Source organism: Actinomycetota bacterium, from assembly GCA_040881665.1.
Lineage (GTDB): Bacteria > Actinomycetota > UBA4738 > UBA4738 > HRBIN12 > JBBDWR01.
The window spans coordinates 106,951-128,185 of sequence record JBBECT010000002.1 but is presented as its reverse complement, the minus strand read 5'-3'; the positions used below and the strand labels follow the sequence as shown (position 1 = coordinate 128,185).

Here is a 21,235-nt window from a genome sequence, read left to right as displayed (position 1 = left end):
ACCCGCACCCGGCACCTCGCCTATGCGCGACCTCGAGCCGCCGGGTCATCGATCGCGTCAGCGCGATCAGCAGCGGAAACTGCGCACACGGATCGGCGCGCTCGTCGTCGTGGCCTCGCTGCTGGTCGTGGCTCTCGGTGTCTGGGGCGCGCTGCGCCGCGACGACGACGGCGACACCGCGGCCGCCGGCTCCGGTCCGAGTTCTTCGACCCTGCTCGCGCTGGCGGTCCAAGGGCCACACGCCCTCGGAGCCGTCGTCGGGGCGGAGGGTCCGGATGCGCCTGCGGTGGTCGCCGTTCCGGGCGAGACGGTGTTCGTCGTTCCGGGACAGGGCGAAGCGATGATGACCGACGCTGCGTCGCTGCCGGGGGGTGCGTTCCGGATCGGTATGGCGAACCTGCTCGGTACCTGGGTCGACCACTTCGCCGTGCTCGACCGTGACACCCTCGGTGCGGTCGTCGATCGGATCGGCGGGATCGAGGTCAACCTCGGGGAGCCGTTCGAGGCTTCCACCGGCACGATCGGCCCCGGACCCGTGACGATGGACGGAGCGCAGGTGCGCGAGTATCTCGCGACCGAAGATGACACGCTCGACCTGCGATGGCAGCTGGTGCTCCAGGGGCTGTTCGCCCAGGAGATCCCCCTGCTGCCGAGCGATCTGGTGGAGAGCGACGACGAGGTCGCCGTGGCGGGCTTGCTGAACGCCTCGCGCGGCGCCGGTGTTCGATCGCTCCCCGTCGAGGAGGTCCAGACCCTGACCACGCCCGATCAACCGGCCGTCGCCGAGCTGACCGCGCAGGCCTTCGGGCGCGACGGGCCTCAGCCGATCAACGTGATCGTGACGAACGGCAGTGGACGGCCCGGTGTCGGGCAGGAGGTGGCCGGTCGCATCATCCCGGCCGGGTTCCGGGTGGTGATCTCCGACAACGCCGAACGCTTCGGTCGGGAACGGACCCAGATCGTGGCGAACGGCGACTCGGCGATCCCGATCGCGGATCGCGTGCGCGAGGCGATGGGCGTCGGCGAGGTCGTCGTGTCCCAGATCCCGTCGGGTCTCGCGGAAGTGACTATCCTCGTAGGCGAGGATCTCTCGAAGACGGAGGACGACGCATCGACCGACCCAGCGGCGTGACGGCGGAGCGAACCACGGCAGTGGACGCGCGCGAGCTGGCCCTGGCCGCCGCCCGCGCCGCCGCCGGCAAGCAGGCCGAGGACATCGTGATCCTCGACGTCGGCAGCGTCATCGCGATCACCGACTACTTCGTCCTGTGCACGGGGACGAGTCAGCGACAGGTCAAGACGATCGTCGAGGGGATCGGACAGCAGCTTCGATCCCTCGAGGAGCGCCCCGTTCGCCGCGAGGGGGAGTCCGAGGGACGCTGGGTACTGTTGGACTACGTCGCGGTGGTCGTCCACGTTTTCGCCCAGGAGGAACGCGACTTCTACGACCTCGAACGACTGTGGCGCGATGCACCCGTCGTACCGCTCGATGAGGGCGACGAAGGCGCCGACGTCGCCGGGGCTCCCTGATCGGGACTCGGTACACTGAGCCCGCCGCGGGCCCGTAGCTCAGTTGGTAGAGCACCTGGCTGGCAGCCAGGGGGTCAGGGGTTCGAATCCCCTCGGGTCCACTTCGGAAACTGCCTGCTTGCGGAACGTGTGTTCAGCCTCGACCGGGTGTGTCCGAGGTGATGCCACGCCGAACGAGACACATCCGGGACACAGTGGGTCTTCAGAGATCGAGCTTCGTCTGAATGTGGCTGTCGGCGTCGCCACCGGCCGTGCCGAACAGCTCGTCCTGCGCCGCGGACGCCCTCGCCATCGGCCCGCCTGCGTTCCACCGCCTACATGAGGATGCTCTCCTCCGCGGCGTCGCGCGAACGCGCCTCGAGCTCCCGAACGAGCTCGTCGTAGGCGTTAGCGATCGCCTGGCGATCCGCTTGCAGATCCCCGGCTCAGCCGAGTTGCGCGAGAACGAGACTTTCTCCGTATGATTCGCCCATAGTGCTCGCGGGGTCCAGGGTCAAGCTGTCTCTCGTTGCCCTTGCAGTTGCGGCGGCGACCTTCGTGGCCGTGACCGCGACGGCGGGTGGCCATCTCGAGCAGGCCGATCCGGATGAGCCGTCCTACCTCCTCAGCGTCGACTCTATTGCTAACGCAGACAGCGAGACCGGAGCGGTAGCTCTGGTCGAATACAGCGGCGCATGGAGTCACGGCGACTTTCCTGGTTATTCCGAGTGCGAAGCGACGGTCAGTGACGCGGCGGGCAACGTCGTGGGAATCCAAGGATTCGAGCTGGCGAGCTTCAGTGCATCCACGGATGGAGCGATCGACGTCGAGGTCTCGGGTACTCCGGCGTCAGCTTCGATCGCGTGTGCTCCCGCCTCCAAGCCGTCCGAGAGGGCTGGCTACGTCATCTCCAACCCCATGGTGATGGACGCTGACACCGACGATCCCTGGCTCACGTTCCGGGCCGATTGGGCGACCGACGAGCCGCCTCAGGTGCAGCGGTGCGAAGCGGTCTTCGCGACGTCCGAGGGCGCTCGGATCTACGAATTCGATGTTTCCCTGCCAGACGGGGGAGAGGCTCACGTGCTCCTTCCCCCGGGTCTGGCTGCTGACCCCGTCAAGGACGTTAGCTGCCGGGCCTACTGAGGAGGATTCGTGTGACGCAGCTGGCGAGTGCGACGCGATTCAGGCGGCCGTTGGGGGTCGCGGCGGCCCTGTCGCTGGCTGCCGCAGCCGGACTCTTCTCCGGTTCCTACGTGGTGTCGGCAAGCGCAGGCACGTGTGACATCGAGAACCGCGACCTCGGAGACGCTCCGCAGGACATCCGTGACACGGACGACGGTGAGGACGAGGACAATCGCTGGGAGTTCCACGCCGGTCGGGACTTCGCCCGATCGCCGCCTGCTCGGACGGAACCAACGTGGTCAACGGTATCGAGGGCCAGGGCGACAACGACGACGTCGGTGGCGGCTCCGGGAACGACTCCGTGTCTGGGGGCTTGAACAACGACGACATCTTCGGGGGCGACAGTGGGTCGGGGGGCGTGTCCGGCGGTGACGCCCTCAGGGGGAACGACGGCGCCGACTTGATCAAGGACCTCGAAGGCAATGATCGGGAAATCGCATCAGGTGGCGATGGCGACGACACCATCAACGTCGATGACGGTGACGGTCTCGACGATGCCTTCGGCGATCAAGGCAACGACAGCTGCAACACCGACCCGAACGACAATCGGGATTCCTGCTAAGACCTGGCGCCATCCACGGCCCCTCGATCTCGGGCCTGTCTCTCGCCCTCGCCTTAGCCTCTGCTTCCGCCTCCGCAAGTGACTCGAACATCGCGGCCCGCTCCTGCCCCCTCTGTCGCTCCGTGTCGCGTTCATCCTCTCGACCTCGGTTGTAGGCCCACGAAAGGGCACACGGCCCGGGGCCCTTGCTCGGAATGACGCGCAAGTCAGGCCAGCGAATGAAGATGCGGAAACAGGCAGCTCAGCGGCGGTTCGAATTCTTTGCGTACGGGTCGACCACCTCAGCTCAGGCGCCAGACCAGACCTTTCGGGGGTGGGTCGCACAGATCGCGTGTGTGTCGTCTGAGGACCTTCAGCCGCCGCCGGGTGCGACCGTCGTTCGCGATGTTCCTCAGCTGGTAGCGGTCCGAGGCCATCCGGTAGAACTCCTCTTCGCCCGTCGCGTGGCGCACGTAGAGCTCATCGCGGTCGGTGCGCAGAGCGCAATAGGTAGGCACCTGGCTCTCGCTCCCGAGGTGTTCCACGAGAAGCTCGTCGCGCCATCCCGCGCTGTCCCCGCTCAGCAAGGGACTGAGGTCTTGACCGTCGAGAGGCGGGGTCGCAGCGCCGGCGATCGAGGCGATCGTCGGCGCGAGATCGATCGTCGCGGCGAGCGCGTCCTGCTTCGTCCCGGTGGCGGTCAAGGGATCGTAGCGGATCAGCATCGGGATCCGGATCGATTCCTCGTACGGGACGCGCTTCGAGTGCCAGCGGTGTTCGCCCCAGTGGACCCCGTTGTCCGAGACGAACGCGATCATCGCGTTGTCGAGCCGACCCTCGTCCTTGAGCGCCTGAACGACGTCGGCGACGAGCCGATCGAGTGCGAGCAGGCTTCGAAGCTGCCGGATCCGGGCGCGATCGATCGCGCGGACCTGGTCCGCGTCGAACTTCTCCCGGTTGCGCAGCCATTTCGGCTTGTCCGATACGTCGGGCTCGTTGAACGAGGGCGGTCGCCATCGCTCCAGGTCCGAGAACGCGTTCCCGTCACCGGGAGCGGCCGTCGAGGGGCTGTGCGGCGAGGACGGAGCGACGTAGGCGAAGAGTGGTGTGTCCGCTTCCGTTCCTTCGATGAAGGCCACGGCCTCGCGGGCGACGACGGAGGGGCCGTAGTGCTGGGGCTTCGTTCCGAAGTGGACCGGCGAGCCCTGGTCGCTCGCTCGGTAGTCGTAGTAGGCGGCATCCGCGAACGTGGCGAACCAACGATCCCACCCCGGAGGGATGTAGGTGCCGCCGGTCGACGTGTACCCGTTGAGGTACTTGCCGATCAATCCCGTTCGGTACCCGGCGTCGTTCATCCACGTCGCGAGCGTCGATGTGTCGTCGAACACCTTGAACCCCCCGCGTGGCCCGCCGTTCGCGTACACGCCGTTCGTGTGGGAGTAGGTACCCGTGAGGATCCCCGCCCTGCTCGGACAGCACAGCGGGTTGGTGGTGAACGCGTTCGTGAACCGCACCCCCTGTTGACCGAGGAGGTTGCGCGTCTCCGGCATCGCGAAGAGCGTGTCCCAGCGCTGGTCGTCCGACACGATGAGCACGACATCGGGCTGGGCGGGCTCGCCCGCACGCGCGTCGTGGGGTGTCGACACCGGCAAGCCGATGAACACGGTCGCCGCAACCAGGAACGGGAGCAGCAACGCAGCCAGGGAGCGACGCAGGCGCGCGGGGGGGATTCGCATGCTCAGCGAGGGTACCGGTTGGTTCCCAGAGGGACAACGGGCATCCGATGCCTCAGGCGCGCTTCGTGGTCCGGTGCGCGGAGGGCCGTCGCGGCGCACGTTCGCGGTGCGTGACGGTACGGTGGTGTCGATGCCCTCGACGTTTCCCCTTCGAGCGAACGACGTCCGCGACGAGCCGGCGGTGTTGACGCGGCGACAGCTGCTGGTCGGAGGAGCCCTCCTCGCGGGCGGGTTGCTCCTCGGCGCGAGCGGGTGCTCCGGACGGGGCGGCCGACTGGGTTGGAACGAAACCGCCGACTGGTCGACCGCCGAGCGCATGTTCTTCCGCGGACCGTTCACGGCCGACGACCTTCGTCCCGCTCTGTCCGCCGGCCGGCGGCCGATCGTGTCCGTGAAGCTGTCGCAGCCGTGGGCCGGTGTGGCCGCGGGTGCCTCCGACGCCGACCTGGACCTGATCAACGCCGCGCTCTCGGAGATCGACGGGGTCGCGGACATCACGTTCCATCACGAGCCCGAGAACGACGAGGAGGGCCACCCGAACGTGGTTTCGCCCGCCGGAACCGCGGAGCAGTACCGGGCCGCGACCCGCCGCTTCGTCGATCGCGCGGTCGAAGGAACGGGCGCCACCTACGCCCTGTGCCTGATGGGTTCGGGCTACGAGGCGGGCGCCGAAGGAGGGCCGGAGCGGTGGGACGCGGGGGTCGAGGGCTCCTACGCCGCCGATCCCTACAACCGCTGGGGAGCCGACGGCGACACCTGGCGGTCCCTCGCCGAGTTGGTGGAGCCGATGGCCGCCTACGCCGACCGGCAGGGGACCGGCTGCGGCGTGTGGGAGACGAACGCGATGGAGGATCCTGCCGACCCCGATCGCAAGGGGCGTTGGATCCGGGAGGCGGCGGCCACGGCCACAGAGATCGAGATGGAGACGTTGGTGTTCTTCGACGGAGGGGAGTTCGCGTGGCAGCTGCTGTCGTCTCCGCAAGCGATGTCCGCCGTCGAGTCGAGCGCGCGCACCGAGTACTTCACCGCGTGATCCGCCGACCCGACGGCCGCTGCTAGGCTCGCCGGTGGCGCCACCGATCCTGTTCGTGCGCAACGACCCCAGCGACACGCTCGGCATCGCGCCCGAGGTGTACACCGCCGACGGCATCCCGTTCGAGACGGTCGAGGCGCACGCGGGTCAGCAGCTCCCTCCGCTCGAAGGGTTCGGCGGCGTGGTGATGTTCGGCGGCGAGATGAACGTCGATCATGTGAGCGGCTTCCCGTTCCTTCGTGAGGTCCGCGATCTCGCGGGACGCGCGGTCGAGCAGCAGATCCCCTTCCTCGGCATCTGTCTGGGAGGGCAGCTGCTCGCGCGGGCGCTCGGCGCTGCCGTTCCGAGGGCGCCCGAGCGCGAGATCGGGTTCGAGCCGATCGAGCCCGCCGACGACGCGGCCGGCGATCCGCTGCTGTCGGTCTACGGGCCGGGTGATCGCGTCTTCCACTGGCACGAGGACATGGTCGAGCTGCCCGACGGCGCGTTGCAGCTCGCGCGAGGGATGACGACGCCCGTCCAGGCATTCCGGGTGGGGGAGGTGGCGTGGGGGGTCCAGTTCCACTTCGAGATCGACCGCGGCGAGATCTCGCGTTGGGCCGGCGACTTCACGCCGGGTGAGCTCGCTGCGGTGTGGGGCAAGAGCCGAGAGCAGCTGGGCGCCGAGGCCGACCGGCACCTCGCCGCCCACCGAACCGCAGGAACGGAGGTGTTTCGGCGGTTCGCGCGTGTGGTCGCCGAGGGATCGCCTCGGAGCACGAGCTGAGCACGAGGGAAGTCCGGTTCGCGCTCGTGCGTGCCTCGTCCGGACTACCTAGTTCGAGGTAGATGTGGGAACCACCCGGCTGTGCGCTCAGGCCGTGTCTGCGTCGGACCGATGCAACGAGCATCGAGTCGGCAGCACAAGGGGGTTCACCCGTGGTCAGCTCTGCCCGCGAGATCGGCGCGCCGGAGGAAAGCGCGCTCGGTCTCCCGAGATCGGTCGCGCCCGATCGCCTGCTGGAGGGAACACCCGAGTGCCTGGTGCTCGCCGGTCCCGACCGGCGCATCGTTTTCGTGAATCGGCGCGCGCAGGAACTGTCGGGGTTCGCCGCCGCCGATCTGATCGGCAGCCCGATCGAGACCCTGCTGCCCGACGGCCTCGGTGCGATGGACGACAAGCCACGAGCCGCCGCCTGCCGTCGCAAGGACGGCACCGACGTGCCGGTCGAGGTCCACACCGGCAAGGTCGAGTCCGATTCGGGAGCACTCGTCGTCGTGACCTTGCGCGACATCACCGAGCTGATCGCCGGGTCGGAGGCGCAGTTCGAGGCCGAGGCCAAGTACCGCGCGCTCGTGGAACACCTCCCGGGCCTGACCTATATCGACCCGGTCGACGAGGACGAGACGAGCATCTACGTGAGCCCGCAGGTCCAGCAGCTGCTCGGCGTCACGCCCGACCAGTGGCTCGCCGATCCGTACGTGTGGCGCCACCACGTTCACCCCGACGACATCGAGACGGCGTGGGACGAGTACGTCGAGGCGTACGAGGCGAAGGAGCTCCTCGACCACGAGTACCGGATGGTGCACGAGGACGGCACGGTCAAGTGGGTTCAGGAGCAGGCCTCGATCATCCGCAACGAGTCGGGCGACCCCTGGCTGATCCAGGGCGTGATCTTCGACATCAGCGAACGCAAGGCCGCGGAGGAGCAGGTCGCTTTCCTCGCCTATCACGACAAGCTCACCGGGCTTCCGAACCGCGCGTTGTTCGAGGAGATGGTCGAGATGGCACTCGCGCGCGCGGGACGCCACGGTCTCGGCGTCGGGGTGCTGTTCCTCGACCTCGACAACTTCAAGCTCGTGAACGACTCGCTGGGCCACCACGCCGGCGACCAGCTGCTCGAGCAGCTTGCCGACCGCCTTCGGGTGTGTACGCGCGAGACCGACCTGGTCGCGCGCCAGGGGGGCGACGAGTTCCTGATGCTGCTGTCGGATCTCGAGCGCGGGACCGGTGCGATGCCGGGAACCGACGCGGCGCTGCTCGTTGCCGAGTCGGTCGCCGCCCGTGTCAAGGAGGCGCTGGAAGCACCGTTCCATCTGAACGACCAGGAGTTCTACGCCTCGGCCTCGATCGGGATCTCCCTGTTCCCACAGGACGCCAACGACGCGGAAGCGCTGCTGAAGAACTCCGACGAGGCGATGTACCAGTCGAAGCGCTCGGCGCCGGGGAACTACCTCGTGTTCCGCGAGCACGGCGAGGACTCCGCGAGCAAGCTGTCCTTGTCCACCCGGCTGCGCCGCGCCGTCGAGGAACAGCACTGGGAGCTGCACTACCAACCGATCGTCGAGTTGGACACCGGAAGGATCCAGGGGATCGAGGCGCTCGTTCGGTGGCGCGAACCGAACGGCGGACTGGTCCCTCCGGGCGAGTTCATCCCGCTTGCCGAGGAGATGGGCCTGATCGGCGCGATCGGCGACTGGGTGATCGAGGAACTGTCGCGTCAGCAGCGCACGTGGGCCGACGCCGGCATCGATCTCGAGGCGAGCTTCAACCTCTCGCCGCGCCAGCTCTGGCAGGCGAACCTGTGCGAGGAGATCCTCGGCCGACTGAACGCCTGCAACATCGATCCCCGCAACGTCGTCGTAGAGATCACCGAGTCGACGGCGATGACCGATCCGGATCGAACGCAACGGCTGCTGACCGAGCTGCACGCGTGGGGTCTGCGTCTGGCGATCGACGATTTCGGAACCGGGCACTCGTCCCTGTCCCGGCTCCGCCACCTGCCCGTGGACATCCTGAAGATCGACCGGACCTTCGTCCGCGACGTCGATTCTGACGCGGACGGCGCGAGCATGGTGACCGCGATGGTCCAGCTCGCGCACTCCCTCGGCATGACCCCCCTCGCGGAGGGCATCGAAACCGTCGAGGAGCTGTCGTTCCTCGTCGACAACGGCTGCCTGCTCGGCCAGGGCTTCTACATGGCGCGCCCGGTCGTCGCCTCCGAGCTCGAGACCCTCTGGCGCGAGAACGAGGGCCACGTCCCGGCGATCGCAGCCGATCCCACAAAGCGCTGAGGCTCAGTCGCCGAAGTACTGGGGTCCGAACCCGAGCGCGAACGCCGCCGCGGCTCCGAGTGTGCAGCTGATCCGGAGCCGCTGGGTCGGGGAAAGGGCCTCCCGGCTGATCCCGATCGCGGTGACCGCGAGCCAGGCAAAGCCTCCGAGAAGGGGGCCCGCCGGGTTGAAGAGGGGTACGAACCAGTAGACGGCGAGGGCTGCGATCGCTCCGGAGAGGGCAACCACGACCGCGATCGACGATGCGCGCGATGCATCCCGCATCCAGTACACCGTTCCCGCGATCGCGACGGCGGACGCGACGGCGCCCGCAAGTGCCGTACCGGTCCTGAACGGGGCGTTGGCGCAGAGGTAGTCCGCCCGCCCATCCGGGCACCAACTCGAGTCGTGGCGCTGCATCTGGTAGCCGGCGACGAGGCATCCCGGGATAAAGATGACCCCGGCGGCCGCGAACAGGGTCGTCGCGGTCTCAGCGCGCTCCATCCGACGTGTGCGTTCAACGGTCGTCTCCATGCGGCCGGACGGTATCGCGTCGCGGGAGCCGGATCGTGGATCGCGACGAAGTCCTGGCGGATCCGCAACGGGATCGTCGCGTTCGTGTCCGGTCGTTGGGCGTTCGGTAGCATGGCGCACATCATGACCAGGTATGACGCGTCCGAGATCGAGCCCAAGTGGATGGTGCGCTGGCGCGAAGAGCAGCTCTATCGCGCGGGCGCGAGGGGCTCCGACGCGCCCCGCTTCTACGCGCTCGACATGTTCCCCTACCCCTCGGGCGATCTACACATGGGACATGCGGAGGCGTTCTCGGGCGGGGACGCGGTGGCGCGGTACAAGGCGATGCAGGGCAACGACGTGCTCCACCCGATCGGATGGGACGCGTTCGGACTGCCCGCGGAGAACGCGGCGATCAAGCGGGGGGTCCACCCGAAGGAGTGGACCTACGCGAACATCGAACAGCAGGCCGCCAGCTTCGAGCGGATGGGCATGTCGTTCGCCTGGTCGCGCCGGCTGAACACCTGCGATCCGGAGTATTACCGCTGGACGCAGTGGCTGTTCGCCCGGTTCTTCGAACGGGGCTTGGCCTACCGCAAGACCGCTCCGGCGAACTGGTGCCCGAACGACAAGACGGTGCTCGCGAACGAGCAGGTCAAGAACGGCGCGTGCGAACGTTGCGGCGCGATCGTCGTTCGCAAGGACCTGACCCAGTGGTTCTTTCGGATCACCGACTACGCGCAGCGGCTGCTCGACGACATGGACGAACTCACCCAGTGGCCCGAGCGAGTGCTGACTATGCAGCGGAACTGGATCGGACGCTCCGAGGGTGCGACCGTCACCTTCGAGGTGGCCGAAACCGGGGAGCAGGTCGAGGTCTTCACGACCCGCCCCGACACCCTGTGGGGGGTCACGTTCTTCGTCTTCGCTCCGGAGCATCCGATGGTGGAGGCGCTCGCGAAGGCGGGCGGCGCGTGGGACGTGGTGCGCGGCCTCGTCGAGCGGGAACGGTCGGCGGTGCTCGCCGATCGTGAGCAGGCGGAGGAACGCGCCGAGAGTCGCGAGGGGATCGCGCTTGGAGTGCACGTCGTGAATCCGGTCAACGGGGAGAAGGTGCCCTGCTACGTCGCTCCGTACGTGCTGATGGAGTACGGGACCGGCGCGGTGATGGCCGTTCCCGCGCACGACCAGCGCGACTTCGGGTTCGCCCGGGAGCACAACCTTCCGGTCCGCGTGGTGATCCGACCGGAGGATGCGGATCTGGACGCCGGTGCGATGACCGAGGCCTTCGCGGCCGAGGGCGTGATGGTCGACTCGGGTCCGTTCGACGGCGAACGTTCTCCCGGGAGCATCTCCAGGGTCGCCGCGTGGCTCGACGAGGAGGGCCGTGGCAAGGCCGCCGTGACCTACCGCCTGCGCGACTGGCTGATCAGCCGGCAGCGCTACTGGGGAGCGCCGATCCCGATCGTGCACTGCCCAACGCACGGTGAGGTCGTCGTGCCCGACGACCAACTCCCCGTGCTGCTGCCCGACGACGTCGACTTCACGCCCGGCGGTGACTCACCGCTCGCCCGCCACGAGGGATTCGTGCAGACGACCTGCCCGGCGTGCGGCGGACCCGCGCGGCGCGACACCGACACGATGGACACCTTCGTCGACTCGAGCTGGTACTTCCTGCGCTATTGCTCGCCGCACGAGAGCGATCGTGTCTTCGACCCCGAGCAGGTCGCCGCCTGGATGCCCGTGGGCCAGTACACCGGCGGGGTGGAGCACGCGATCCTCCATCTGCTCTACTCACGGTTCTTCACGAAGGTGCTCCACGACATGGAGCTCGTCTCGTTCACCGAACCGTTCCCCAGCCTGATGAACCAGGGGCAGGTGATCTACGACGGCGCGTCGATGTCGAAGAGCAAGGGGAACATCGTCGAGCCGATGCCGATCGTCGAGCGCTGGGGTGCGGACACGATGCGTGTGATGATGCTGTTCGCGGGGCCGTTCGAGGACGACATCGACTGGAAGCTGATCGCTCCCGAGGGCGACCGCAAGCCCGGAGTGACCGCGTGGCTCGGCAGGGTGCACCAAGCGGTGTTCGACGCCGCCGGCAACGACGCGGCGCAGTCCGGCGAACTGACCCGCCTTCACCACCGCACGATCCAGGGCGTGACCGACGATCTGGAGCGTTTCCGGTTCAACGTCGCGATCTCGAAGCTCCAGGTGCTGTCGAACGAGCTCCGGGCGGCGCTCGATGCCGGGGCGGGGGGCCGGGACGCAGCGGAGGCGCTGACGCTGCTGCTCGCGCCGTTCGCGCCGTTCCTGGCCGAGGAGCTGTGGCGTGGAGCGCTGGGCAAGACCACCAGCGTGCACGTTGCGTCCTGGCCGGGGTTCGACTCCGGGCTCACGGTGCAGGAGCGGATCACCCTCGTCGTCCAGGTGGACGGCAAGGTGCGCGATCGCCTCGAGGTCGACGCCCGTGCCGACGCCGCCGCGATCGAGGAGCTCGCGCGCGCTTCGGAGAACGCGCGGCGAGCGCTCGACGGACGCGAGGTCGCGAAGGTGATCGTCCGCGCGCCCAAGCTCGTCAACTTCGTCACGAAGGGCTGAATCTCGGTCCTGCTGTGATGCGGGTCACGGCTCCCGCTCGGGGTGTCCACTAGGCTCGCCTGCGTTCCTCTCCCTCGATCCGTTCCGACCGTGGGGGAGGGTGCATGTCCGACCTGTCGTTGCGCGATCGCCTCGCGACGCTGTCGCGGCGCGAGTTGATCGGGATGCTCGTGCTCGTCGCCTCGCTCGTCGGCGCCGTCGCGGTCTGGTACCTCCGCTCGTTGCCCGAGCCGGTGGCCGTGCAGCAGGTCGGCGGAGCCATCGCGCCATCCTCTTCGCCGTCCGCCGTCGCACAGGGCTCCGGGTTGACCGCGCCGGGAGCATCCGCGACCCCGGCCGCCGGCGCCGGGGGGTCGCAGGCGATCTTCGTGCACGTGGCCGGCGAGGTTCGGCGACCGGGGGTGTACGAGTTCGTTCCGGGTGATCGGGTGATCGATGCGATCGACGCGGCACGCGGACCCACCGGGCGGGCGGTCCTTGACGGCCTCAACCTCGCGGCGCTGCTCACCGACGGTTCCCAGATCGTCGTTCCCGAGCGCGGCGCCACGGCTCCGGGCGGGTTGCCCGCGGCGCCCGGAGCCGGCGAGGGCGACACGATCAACGTCAACACCGCCGACGCGATCGAGCTCGAGGAGCTGTCGGGCATCGGCGAGGTACTGGCGCAGGAGATCATCGACCACCGCATCGAGAACGGCCCGTTCACGTCGATCGACGAGCTGGAGGACGTCAGTGGGATCGGACCTGCCACCCTCGAGGAGATCCGCGACCACGTGACGATCTGAGGTGGGCGTCGTGCTGCTGCCGGCGGCGGCCGGCGCGTTCACGCTTGGGCTGCTCGCGTGGCCGATCCTTGGCGGCGCCGTTCCGGAATGGGGCTGGTTGCTCCTGGGGGCGGCGGGTCTGATCGGCGCAGCGGTCGGTGCATCCGGACCGCGGTCGTTCGATGAGATCGACCTCTCAGGCAGGATCGGGGCGGAACGTCCGCGAGGGTCCGACGCGATCGCGGCGCTCGAAGCGCTTGCGCCGGGCCGCGTGACGAAGCCGGGTGTGACCGCGCTCGCCCTGGCGGGCCTGATCCTGTTCGGGGTCGGGTGGGCAGGACTCTGGGAGGCCCGGCTCGACGACGGCGTGCTCGCCGGCGCGGCTCCTTCTTCGGGGCGTCTGGAGGCCGCGCTCCGGACCGATCCCACCCTCGGACCGTACGGATGGTCGGCGCTCGCCGACGTCGGCTCGTTCGACGGCGGCGAGGGTGTCGTCGGGGTGCGCGAGCGCGCCTGGATCTCCGGCCGGGGTGATCCACCTGCGGGTGTCGTCCGTGGCGACCGGGTCGTGATCGAGGGCAGCATCGAGGTCCCCGACGATCCAGGGTTCCGCATGTCGTTGCGACGGCGTGGGATCGGCGTGCTCGTGACCGTCGACGAGCTGGAACGGATCGGGCCGTCGGCCAACACGTTCGTGCGCGCGGCACAGGGCGTGCGCGCCGCGACGTCGCGAGCGCTCCTGGCGCTGTTCCCGCCCCGCGAGGCAGGGCTTCTGATGGGGCTGGCGCTCGGTGACGGAGCGAACCTCGATCCCGCGCTCGAGCGCGACTTCGACGCGGCCGGGCTCGGTCATCTGCTCGTGGCGTCCGGCGGGAACGTCGCGATGGTCCTCGTTCCGGCACTCTGGCTCGCGAGCCTGCTCCGGTTGCCGCGGACCGTGCGGTTCGCCGGGGGAGTGGCGCTGGTCGCCGCGGTCGTGCTCGTCACGGGCGGCGAGCCATCCGTGCTCCGTGCCGGCGTGATGGCGGGGCTCGCGTTGCTCGGCGTCGCGTCGGGGCGGCCGAGAGCCACTGGTGCGCTCGTCGCGGGTGCGGTGCTGGTCCTGCTCGTGCTCGACCCCTGGCTCGTCTGGTCGGTCGGTTTCCAGCTGTCGGTCGCGGCGACGGCCGGGCTCGCTGCGCTCGCGGCGCCCCTGGCCGATCGCCTGTCGTGGCTGCCGCGCCCGGCGGCACTCGCCGTCGGAACGACCATCGCGGCCCAGCTCGGGGTCACCCCGTTGCTGCTGTTCCATTTCCGGGAGGTGCCGGGGACCACGATCCTCGCGAACCTGGCCGCGTTCCCACTCGTCGCGCCCTCGATGCTGCTCGGGCTCGGTGCGGCCGCAGCCGGGGCGGTTCTCGAACCGCTCGGACGCCTACTCGCCGGCATGGCGTTGGTCCCGGTCCGCGGTCTGGAGGTCGTCGCCGATCGCGCGGCCAAAGCGCCGGTGCCGGCGCTCGCGTCGGGAGGGGGGATCGGCGTGCTGCTCGCCGGGACGGCGCTGGTCGCCGCGATCGTGTGGCGCCTTCGGACCCAGCGCCCGTTCCCGCGCATCGTCCCGATCGCCGCCGCGGCGATCGTCCCGGTGCTCGCGTGGTGGGTCGCGCTCGGCGCGGGTCCGCCCGGAGGGCTGGAGGTTCGTGTCTTCGACGTCGGCCAGGGCGACGCCGCGCTCGTGAGCTCGCCGGGTGGGGCGCGGATCCTGATCGACGGCGGGCCGGATCCCGACGAGGTCGCCGGCGAGCTGGCCGCGCTCGGGGTCCGGCGGCTCGACCTGGTCGTCGCATCGCACCCACACGCCGATCACATCGTGGGGCTCCCCGCCGTCCTGGCGCGCTTCCCGGTGGGGACCGTCCTCGAGCCCGGGTGCCCCGACGAGTGGGGAGCGCTGCGGCCGGAGTTGTTGCGCGCGATCAGCGAGGAACGCGTTCCCCTTCAGCATCCGCGAACCGGGGCGTCCTACAGGGTTGGCGATCTCACGGTCGAGGTCCTGTCTCCCGCCGAGTGCTTCACCTCGACCGAGTCCGATCTCAACAACGACGCCCTCGTGCTGCGCATCCGCTGGGGCGACCGCACGGTGCTGTTCGCGACCGAACCGGAGGAGCCCGCACAGGAGGCGATGCTCGATGCCGGCCTCGATCTGCGGGCAGACGTGTTGAAGGTGCCGCATCACGGCGGCGGGACCTCCGTTCCCGAGTTCTTCGAGGCGGTGGCGCCGTCGATCGCGGTCGTCAGCGTGGGTGAGAACCCCTACGGGCATCCGGTCGGCTGGGTCCTCGACGAGCTCGAGGCAACGGGGGCGCAGGTGGTCCGTACCGACCAGCACGGGGATGTCGTCCTCACCCTCGGACCCGGCGGCGTCGGGCTCGCCTAGGTCGTCGGTGATCGGGCGCCCGTAGGATGGGCGGGTCGTGGCGAGCTCACCGATCGTGTTGCTGTGGGGCGAGGACCCCTTCCTCTTGCGGGATGAGGCCCTGCGGGTGCTCGGAGACGTCGAAGCTCGTGAGGTCGACGCAGCGGAATGGGAGGGCGCCGAGCTGTCGGACCTCGCGACGCCGTCGCTGTTCGGCGAGCCGCGCGCCTTGCATGTCACCGACTGCCGAAAGCTCACCAAGGAGGCCCAGACCGCGCTCACCGCGTACCTGAGCGCGCCCGATCCCGACGCGATCCTCGTGCTGAACTGCACCACCGCGGAGCGGGGCAAGCCTCCTGCTGCGTTGGTCAAGGCCGTCAAGCCGGTCGGGGCCGTGCGCGAGGTCAAGCTCGCTCGCAAGGAGCTCCCCGGATGGATCGTCGAGCGAGGCCGGCGGCACCGGACCGATGTTTCGGGGGCGGCCGCCGCCGCGCTCGTGGAGCGCCTCGGCGAGGAGCCGGCGGCGCTCGACCAGGCGGTCGTGCAGCTCGGAGCTGCCTACCCCGCTCAGACGATCACCCCCGACCTCGTCTCGACGCAATTCCGGGGGCTGGGGGAACAGCACCTGTGGGACCTGTGCGACCGTGCGTTCGGCAAGGACCTGCCCGGAGGGATCGTCGCGCTGCGGTCGCTGCTCGAGCAACGGGCCGACCCGCTGATGATCCTCGGCTACATCGCGTCGCGGGTGCGAGACCTGTTGAAGGTGCGCTCGCTCCCCGAGCGGATGCCGCTGGCCGATCTCGCGAAGGCCGCGGGTCTGCGCTTCGACTGGCAGGCGCGCCGCTACCGCGATCAGGCCTTCCGCTTCTCGATCGCCGAGCTGATCGCGATCCACGGGCGGCTCGTCGACGCCGACCGCTCGTTGAAGTCCGGGGCCGACGGCGAGATCGTCCTGGCGTCCCTCGTCGGCGAGATCGCCGGCGCGCCGGCCCTCGTCGGCGCGTGAGCGTCTACTCGGGCAGCAGCGGTCCGTTGGGCCAGGAAGCGACCTGGACGGGATCGGTTTCGAGTCGGCGTTCGGCGCGGCCGGCGGCCGCCCGTTCCAGACGTGACGCGCCGGGAACGCCGCGGCGAGCCGCGATCAGCCGGACGGTCCAGCCGTTGGTGAACTCGAGCATCACCCAGGACAGCTGCAACCTCGGTAGGTAGACGTGGGGGAGCCGCAACCGAGCCGGAACCCGGTCGATCACCTGCGAGCACGAGCCGGTGTTCGCGTAGAACCCGGTGTCGAGTTCCGACAGCTCGCAGTGGTGGGTGTGCGCCGCGACCATGCCGGCGTAGCCGTTCTCGACGAGCCTGCGGGCGGCGTCCTTGGTTCGAGCGTTCTGCGTCTTCCCGCGGAACGAGCCGACCTGGTCCTCTCCCCTGTGCCATCCCCGCCGGGCGAATGCGAGGCCGGTGAACGCGAGAACGATCAGGGCGAGCAGCTGGACGGTGTCGAGCCCGATGAAACGCGCTCGCAGGGCGTCATCCAGCCCGGAGCGAGGATCGCCGCTGAGCACGATCAGCAGACCCGTGACGATCCGCGCGAGGAACAGCAGGGCGAGCGGGATCACGATCCACCCGGCGATGCCGACCACCCGGCGGTAGAAGTAGCGCGACGACATGAAGCCCAGGAACGTCCTGGGGTTCGCGAGGCGATCGAAGCCGTCGAGCGCTCCGTGTTCGGCGAAGGTGAGCTCGGGCATCACCTCCTCGACCAGATGCATGCCGAGGGGTGACTCCCCGGGGTCGCGCGGATCCTCGAACGCGTTCGCCGGGTCGTAGGCGTGTCCATGCTCGATCCGGACCCGGCCCCCGTCCCCCTCGTCGGGAATCAGCTCGATCGCGAACGCGAACTCGCAGCCGAGCCGCTCGGAGATCGCGTCGAGCAGATCGCCGTCCCATCCGAGACGACCGTCGTGGTTCCCGATCGCATACAGCACACGCCGTTGCGGATGCCCCGCACGGAACCGTTCGACCGCCTCGGTCAGGTCCGGGTGCGCGTCGAGGGAGCCGAGGCCGTCGGGCGGCTGAACGAACCACATCTCGAGCACGTCGCCGATCAGCACGAGCGTTGCGGGACCGTCGAGCGCATCGAGCGCCTTCGCGAGCTCGGGGATCGCCCACGCCGACGCCTCGCTGCGCTTGGGGCGCAAATGGAGGTCGCTCACGCAGAACACCCGGTGTCCCTTTGGGACGCGCACTTCGAGGACGTCGCTGATCTGCTGCGAACCGGGAGCGCGCACGCGGATGTCGAGTTCGACATCGGGCACGACCGGTGAGGTGGGTGGGTCGGCGGCGGCGGTGGTGGTGGGCGCCGGGTCCGGATCGGTGTTCCTCACGTGGGGGAGCCTAGTGCCGGGGAGGGCCCGGGTCCCGCAACCGATCGAGGACAGCCCGTCAGTTCCCTGACGACAAACCACGGAGCGCTCTCGTCGATGGCGTCAACTGCCTGACCGATCGTAAGGAGGCTGACCGATCTCACCGAACAGCACTCGGCAAGGGTCGTCAGGAGCCTGACCGATCGTCAGGAGGCTGACGGGGAGGAGCCAGCCGCGCGGTTGACGGCCTTGGCCAGGCGGGACTTGCGCCGGGCGGCTGTGCGCTTGTGCAGGATGCCCTTCGAGGCCGCCTTGTCGAGCGCCTTCGAGGTGGCCAGCGCCTGATCGCGCGCGGCGTCCGCGTCGCCTTCGGCCGAGGAAAGCTGCACCTTCTTGGCCGAAGTCTTCAGAGAAGAGCGCACGGCCTTGTTCCGCTCGTTGCGCTTCTCGGTCTGCCGGTTCCGCTTGATCTGGGACTTGATGTTCGCCATGAGCGCCACAGCCTACCAGCGCCTCGTGCGCCCGTACGATAGGGCGGTGACCGAGACGTCCATGATCCGCAACTTCTGCATCATCGCGCACATCGACCACGGCAAGTCCACGCTGGCCGACCGGGTGCTCGAGCTGACCCATGCCGTCGCGGCCCGGGACATGCGCGCGCAGTACCTCGACAAGATGGATCTCGAACGCGAGCGCGGCATCACGATCAAGGCCCAGGCGGTGCGGCTCCACCACGCCGGTCACGTGCTCAACCTGATCGACACGCCCGGCCACGTGGACTTCACCTACGAGGTCTCCCGCTCGCTCGCTGCGTGCGAGGGAGCCGTCCTGCTCGTCGATGCCGCCCAGGGGATCGAGGCCCAGACCCTCGCGAACTACCATCTAGCGCGCGACGCCGGGCTCGTTATCGTTCCCGCGGTGAACAAGATCGACCTGCCGGCGGCCGATCCCGACGCCGTGAGCGAGGAGCTCGCTGATCTGCTCGGTGTCGATCCCTCCGATGTCCTGCGTGCGTCGGGCAAGACGGGAGCCGGCGTACGGGAGCTGCTCGATGCGGTGATCGAGCGGGTTCCGGCTCCCGAGGGAAACGCCGGCGGTCCGTTGCGCGCGATGATCTTCGACTCGATGTTCGATCCGTACCGTGGCGTGATCGCCTACCTGCGAGTGGTCGACGGCCACCTTCCCTCGAGCGCCGCGATCCGGCTGATGGCGGCAGCGCACGAGACCGACGCGGAAGAGGCGGGCGTGCTCTCGCCCGATCCGGCTCCCGTCCCCGTGCTCGGCCCCGGTGAGGTCGGCTACCTCGTGACCGGGCTGAAGGACGTGCACCTGGCCAAGGTGGGGGACACGGTCACCCTGGCCGGCAAGCACGGAGCCACGGAGCCGCTGCCCGGCTACCGCGAGCCGAAGCCGATGGTGTGGAGTGGACTGTTCCCCGCCGATGGCGCGGACTACGCGGACCTGCGCGAGGCGCTCGACAAGCTGAAGCTCTCCGACGCCGCGTTGCACTACGAGCCGGAGACGTCGCAGGCACTGGGGTTCGGCTTCCGCTGCGGGTTCCTCGGATTGCTCCACATGGACATCGTGAAGGAACGCCTCGAGCGCGAGTTCGATCTCGAGCTGATCGCGACGGCTCCGAACGTGGAGTTCCATCTGTTCCGGATCGGCCAAGACGGGGCTGACGAGGGTCCCGTCGTCGTCCACAACCCGAGCGAGATGCCGCCGAGCGGTGACTACGAACGCGTGGAGGAACCGGTCGTGCTCGCGACCGTGATCGTGCCGAAGGACTACCTCGGCGCGGTGATGGACCTGTGCCAGTCGCGGCGCGGGGAGATGGTGGACATGACCTACCTGTCGCCCCAGCGCGCGGAGGTCCACTATCAGCTGCCGCTCGCGGAGATCATCTTCGACTTCTTCGATCAACTGAAGTCGCGGACGAAGGGCTACGCCTCGCTCGACTACGAGCCGTGGGGCTACGTGCCCGCGAACCTCGTGCGCGTGGACATCTTGCTGCACGGCGAGCCGGTGGACGCGTTCAGCTCGGTCGTCCACAAGGACAAGGCGTACGCCTACGGCCGGCGCATGACCGAACGGCTGCGCGAACTGATCCCACGGCAGATGTTCGACGTCGCCGTCCAGGCCTCGATCGGCAGCAAGGTGATCGCGCGCGAGACGGTCAAGGCCAAGCGCAAGGACGTGCTGGCAAAGTGCTACGGCGGCGACATCACCCGCAAGCGCAAGCTGCTCGAGCAACAGAAGAAGGGAAAGGACCGCCTGCGCCGCGTCGGGAAGGTCGACGTTCCGCAGGACGCGTTCATCACCGCCCTGCGGGTCGACCAGGGCGAGCAGAAGGCACAGAAGAAGTGATCGGCGGCGCGGCGGCGGGCCCCGATGCGTTCGGTCCAGGCGATCGGGCCGAGGCGGGGATCTACGTCCACGTCCCGTTCTGCCTCACCCGATGCGGCTACTGCGACTTCAACGCCTACTCGGGCCTGGACCACCTGGGCTCGCGCTACATCGACGCGCTCCGGCGCGAGGCCGACCTGGCCTCCTCGGCCTGGGACGGGCAGGTGGTCTCGACGGTCTTCCTCGGAGGGGGAACGCCGACCACCCGTCCGCCCGAGGAGCTCGCCGGGCTCCTCGCGCATCTTGCGAGCGTGTTCGAGACGGCCGGCGATGTCGAGGTCACCGTCGAGGCCAACCCCGACACCGTGGACACCGGATCGCTGCACGCACTGCTCGACGCCGGGTTCGCGCGGGTGTCTATGGGGGCGCAGTCGTTCGACCCGTCGGTGCTCCGAGCTCTCGAGCGTCTGCACACACCTGAGGCGGCGCTGCGCGCGTTCGACGCCGCCCGCGAGGCCGGCTACGACAACGTGAACCTGGATCTGATCTACGGCGCGGACGGGGAGACGGCCGGCTCGTGGGCCGCGACGCTCGAACGCACGATCGCGCTCGGGCCGGAGCACATCAGTGCATACGCGCTCACGATCGAGCCCGCAACGCCGCTCGGGCGCAAGGTGGCGGCGGGAGAGGTGCCGGCGCCCGACCCCGACCTGCAGGCCGAGATGTTCGAGCTCGCGTGCGGGATGCTCGCGTCGGCGGGCTACGGGCACTACGAGGTGAGCAACTGGGCGCGTCCCGGGTACGAGTGCCGCCACAACCTCGGCTATTGGGAACGTCGTCCCTACCTGGGGCTCGGCGCCGGGGCACATTCCTATCGGGACCGCCGCCGCTGGTGGAACCTCCGCCCTCCGCAGGAGTACCTCGAGACCGTGGAGCGAGGAGACCTCCCCACCGGCGGAGGGGAGGGCCTGGACCCAGCCGACGACTACCTCGAAGAGGTGTTCCTGCGGATGCGCACCTTCCACGGCATCCCCTCGAGCTGGGTCGAGGCCGACCGGCTCGGACCGTTCCTCGCCAGCGGGCTGCTCGAGGAACGTGAGGGCTCCGTCGTTCCCACCGAGCGCGGCATGCTGCTGTTGAACGAGCTCGTCCTGGCGATCACCGGCGAACGCTCCGCGGGTGCTTAGCACTCCCAGCCAGAGAGTGCTAGGTATCATGCGGG

Annotated in this window: 17 protein-coding genes and 1 tRNA gene; 14 read left to right on the top strand and 4 right to left on the bottom strand. The window is 69.1% G+C overall.

Features of this window, described 5'->3' with window-relative positions; genetic code table 11:
* Positions 1-22 precede the first annotated feature (22 nt).
* The 5 genes from WEF05_00605 (at position 23) to WEF05_00585 (ending at position 3,256) form a co-directional block, all read left to right on the top strand.
* Positions 23-1,132 (top strand): LCP family protein, encoded by a 1,110-nt coding sequence (locus WEF05_00605; GenBank protein MEX1100399.1) that lies wholly within the window; start codon positions 23-25, stop codon positions 1,130-1,132.
* Complete coding sequence (gene rsfS / locus WEF05_00600) at positions 1,129-1,530, top strand: ribosome silencing factor (protein MEX1100398.1); 402 nt, start codon at positions 1,129-1,131, stop codon at positions 1,528-1,530. The genes WEF05_00605 and rsfS overlap by 4 nt, the downstream gene beginning before the upstream one ends.
* A gap of 28 nt (positions 1,531-1,558) precedes the next feature.
* A tRNA-Ala gene (locus WEF05_00595) sits at positions 1,559-1,631 on the top strand.
* Positions 1,632-2,004: 373 nt separating this feature from the next.
* Positions 2,005-2,655: a hypothetical protein gene (locus WEF05_00590; GenBank protein MEX1100397.1), complete on the top strand. Its 651-nt coding sequence runs from the start codon at positions 2,005-2,007 to the stop codon at positions 2,653-2,655.
* 352 nt (positions 2,656-3,007) lie between these two features.
* Entirely contained in the window at positions 3,008-3,256 is a 249-nt protein-coding gene (locus tag WEF05_00585; protein MEX1100396.1) for a hypothetical protein, read from the top strand.
* A 281-nt stretch (positions 3,257-3,537) separates the two neighbouring features.
* On the opposite strand, the gene WEF05_00580 is transcribed toward WEF05_00585, so the two are convergent.
* On the bottom strand, positions 3,538-4,971 hold the full coding sequence (locus WEF05_00580; protein MEX1100395.1) for a sulfatase: 1,434 nt from the start codon (positions 4,969-4,971) through the stop codon (positions 3,538-3,540).
* 130 nt (positions 4,972-5,101) lie between these two features.
* On the opposite strand from WEF05_00580, the gene WEF05_00575 reads away from it, so the two are divergent.
* The 3 genes from WEF05_00575 to WEF05_00565 all read left to right on the top strand — a co-directional run bounded on the left by WEF05_00575 (position 5,102) and on the right by WEF05_00565 (position 9,058).
* On the top strand, positions 5,102-6,004 hold the full coding sequence (locus tag WEF05_00575) for a hypothetical protein (protein MEX1100394.1): 903 nt from the start codon (positions 5,102-5,104) through the stop codon (positions 6,002-6,004).
* Positions 6,005-6,038: 34 nt separating this feature from the next.
* Positions 6,039-6,770: a type 1 glutamine amidotransferase gene (locus tag WEF05_00570; GenBank protein MEX1100393.1), complete on the top strand. Its 732-nt coding sequence runs from the start codon at positions 6,039-6,041 to the stop codon at positions 6,768-6,770.
* 152 nt (positions 6,771-6,922) lie between these two features.
* Positions 6,923-9,058 (top strand): EAL domain-containing protein, encoded by a 2,136-nt coding sequence (locus WEF05_00565; protein MEX1100392.1) that lies wholly within the window; start codon positions 6,923-6,925, stop codon positions 9,056-9,058.
* A 3-nt stretch (positions 9,059-9,061) separates the two neighbouring features.
* Here the strand turns inward: WEF05_00565 and WEF05_00560 are convergent, their stop codons facing one another.
* Positions 9,062-9,571 carry a hypothetical protein gene (locus WEF05_00560; protein MEX1100391.1) on the bottom strand — a complete coding sequence of 170 codons (510 nt, stop codon included), beginning with the start codon at positions 9,569-9,571 and terminating at the stop codon, positions 9,062-9,064.
* 123 nt (positions 9,572-9,694) lie between these two features.
* Here WEF05_00560 and leuS point away from each other — a divergent pair, with 123 nt between their 5' ends.
* The 4 genes from leuS to holA all read left to right on the top strand — a co-directional run bounded on the left by leuS (position 9,695) and on the right by holA (position 16,310).
* The gene (leuS, locus tag WEF05_00555) at positions 9,695-12,151 is read left to right on the top strand and encodes a leucine--tRNA ligase (GenBank protein MEX1100390.1); all 2,457 of its coding nucleotides are present in this window, start codon (positions 9,695-9,697) and stop codon (positions 12,149-12,151) included.
* A 104-nt stretch (positions 12,152-12,255) separates the two neighbouring features.
* A complete protein-coding gene (locus WEF05_00550) occupies positions 12,256-12,933 on the top strand; it encodes a ComEA family DNA-binding protein (protein MEX1100389.1) in 678 nt (225 codons plus the stop codon).
* A gap of 1 nt (position 12,934) precedes the next feature.
* A complete protein-coding gene (locus tag WEF05_00545; protein MEX1100388.1) occupies positions 12,935-15,325 on the top strand; it encodes a ComEC/Rec2 family competence protein in 2,391 nt (796 codons plus the stop codon).
* A 37-nt stretch (positions 15,326-15,362) separates the two neighbouring features.
* Positions 15,363-16,310: a DNA polymerase III subunit delta gene (gene holA / locus WEF05_00540; GenBank protein ID MEX1100387.1), complete on the top strand. Its 948-nt coding sequence runs from the start codon at positions 15,363-15,365 to the stop codon at positions 16,308-16,310.
* Between the two features lie 4 nt (positions 16,311-16,314).
* Here holA and WEF05_00535 read toward each other — a convergent pair whose 3' ends face one another.
* Both WEF05_00535 and rpsT read right to left on the bottom strand, forming a co-directional pair.
* On the bottom strand, positions 16,315-17,688 hold the full coding sequence (locus tag WEF05_00535; GenBank protein ID MEX1100386.1) for a metallophosphoesterase: 1,374 nt from the start codon (positions 17,686-17,688) through the stop codon (positions 16,315-16,317).
* Between the two features lie 185 nt (positions 17,689-17,873).
* A complete protein-coding gene (rpsT, locus tag WEF05_00530; protein ID MEX1100385.1) occupies positions 17,874-18,158 on the bottom strand; it encodes a 30S ribosomal protein S20 in 285 nt (94 codons plus the stop codon).
* 61 nt (positions 18,159-18,219) lie between these two features.
* Between rpsT and lepA the strand changes: the two genes are divergently transcribed.
* Together lepA and hemW are read left to right on the top strand one after the other, a co-directional pair.
* Positions 18,220-20,034: a translation elongation factor 4 gene (gene lepA / locus WEF05_00525; GenBank protein MEX1100384.1), complete on the top strand. Its 1,815-nt coding sequence runs from the start codon at positions 18,220-18,222 to the stop codon at positions 20,032-20,034.
* Positions 20,031-21,200, top strand: a complete 1,170-nt coding sequence (hemW, locus tag WEF05_00520; GenBank protein MEX1100383.1) for a radical SAM family heme chaperone HemW — start codon at positions 20,031-20,033, stop codon at positions 21,198-21,200. Before lepA ends, hemW begins: the two co-directional genes overlap by 4 nt.
* Positions 21,201-21,235 lie beyond the last annotated feature (35 nt).

Bases quoted from the DNA above. Each gene is read 5' to 3' on its own strand.
- leuS (MEX1100390.1), top strand. From the start codon at position 9,695: ATGACCAGGTATGACGCGTCCGAGATCGAGCCCAAGTGGATGGTGCGC.
- lepA (MEX1100384.1), top strand. From the start codon at position 18,220: ATGATCCGCAACTTCTGCATCATCGCGCACATCGACCACGGCAAGTCC.
- WEF05_00560 (MEX1100391.1), bottom strand. From the start codon at position 9,571: ATGGAGACGACCGTTGAACGCACACGTCGGATGGAGCGCGCTGAGACC.
- WEF05_00575 (MEX1100394.1), top strand. From the start codon at position 5,102: ATGCCCTCGACGTTTCCCCTTCGAGCGAACGACGTCCGCGACGAGCCG.
- WEF05_00550 (MEX1100389.1), top strand. From the start codon at position 12,256: ATGTCCGACCTGTCGTTGCGCGATCGCCTCGCGACGCTGTCGCGGCGC.
- WEF05_00580 (MEX1100395.1), bottom strand. From the start codon at position 4,971: ATGCGAATCCCCCCCGCGCGCCTGCGTCGCTCCCTGGCTGCGTTGCTG.
- rpsT (MEX1100385.1), bottom strand. From the start codon at position 18,158: ATGGCGAACATCAAGTCCCAGATCAAGCGGAACCGGCAGACCGAGAAG.
- WEF05_00605 (MEX1100399.1), top strand. From the start codon at position 23: ATGCGCGACCTCGAGCCGCCGGGTCATCGATCGCGTCAGCGCGATCAG.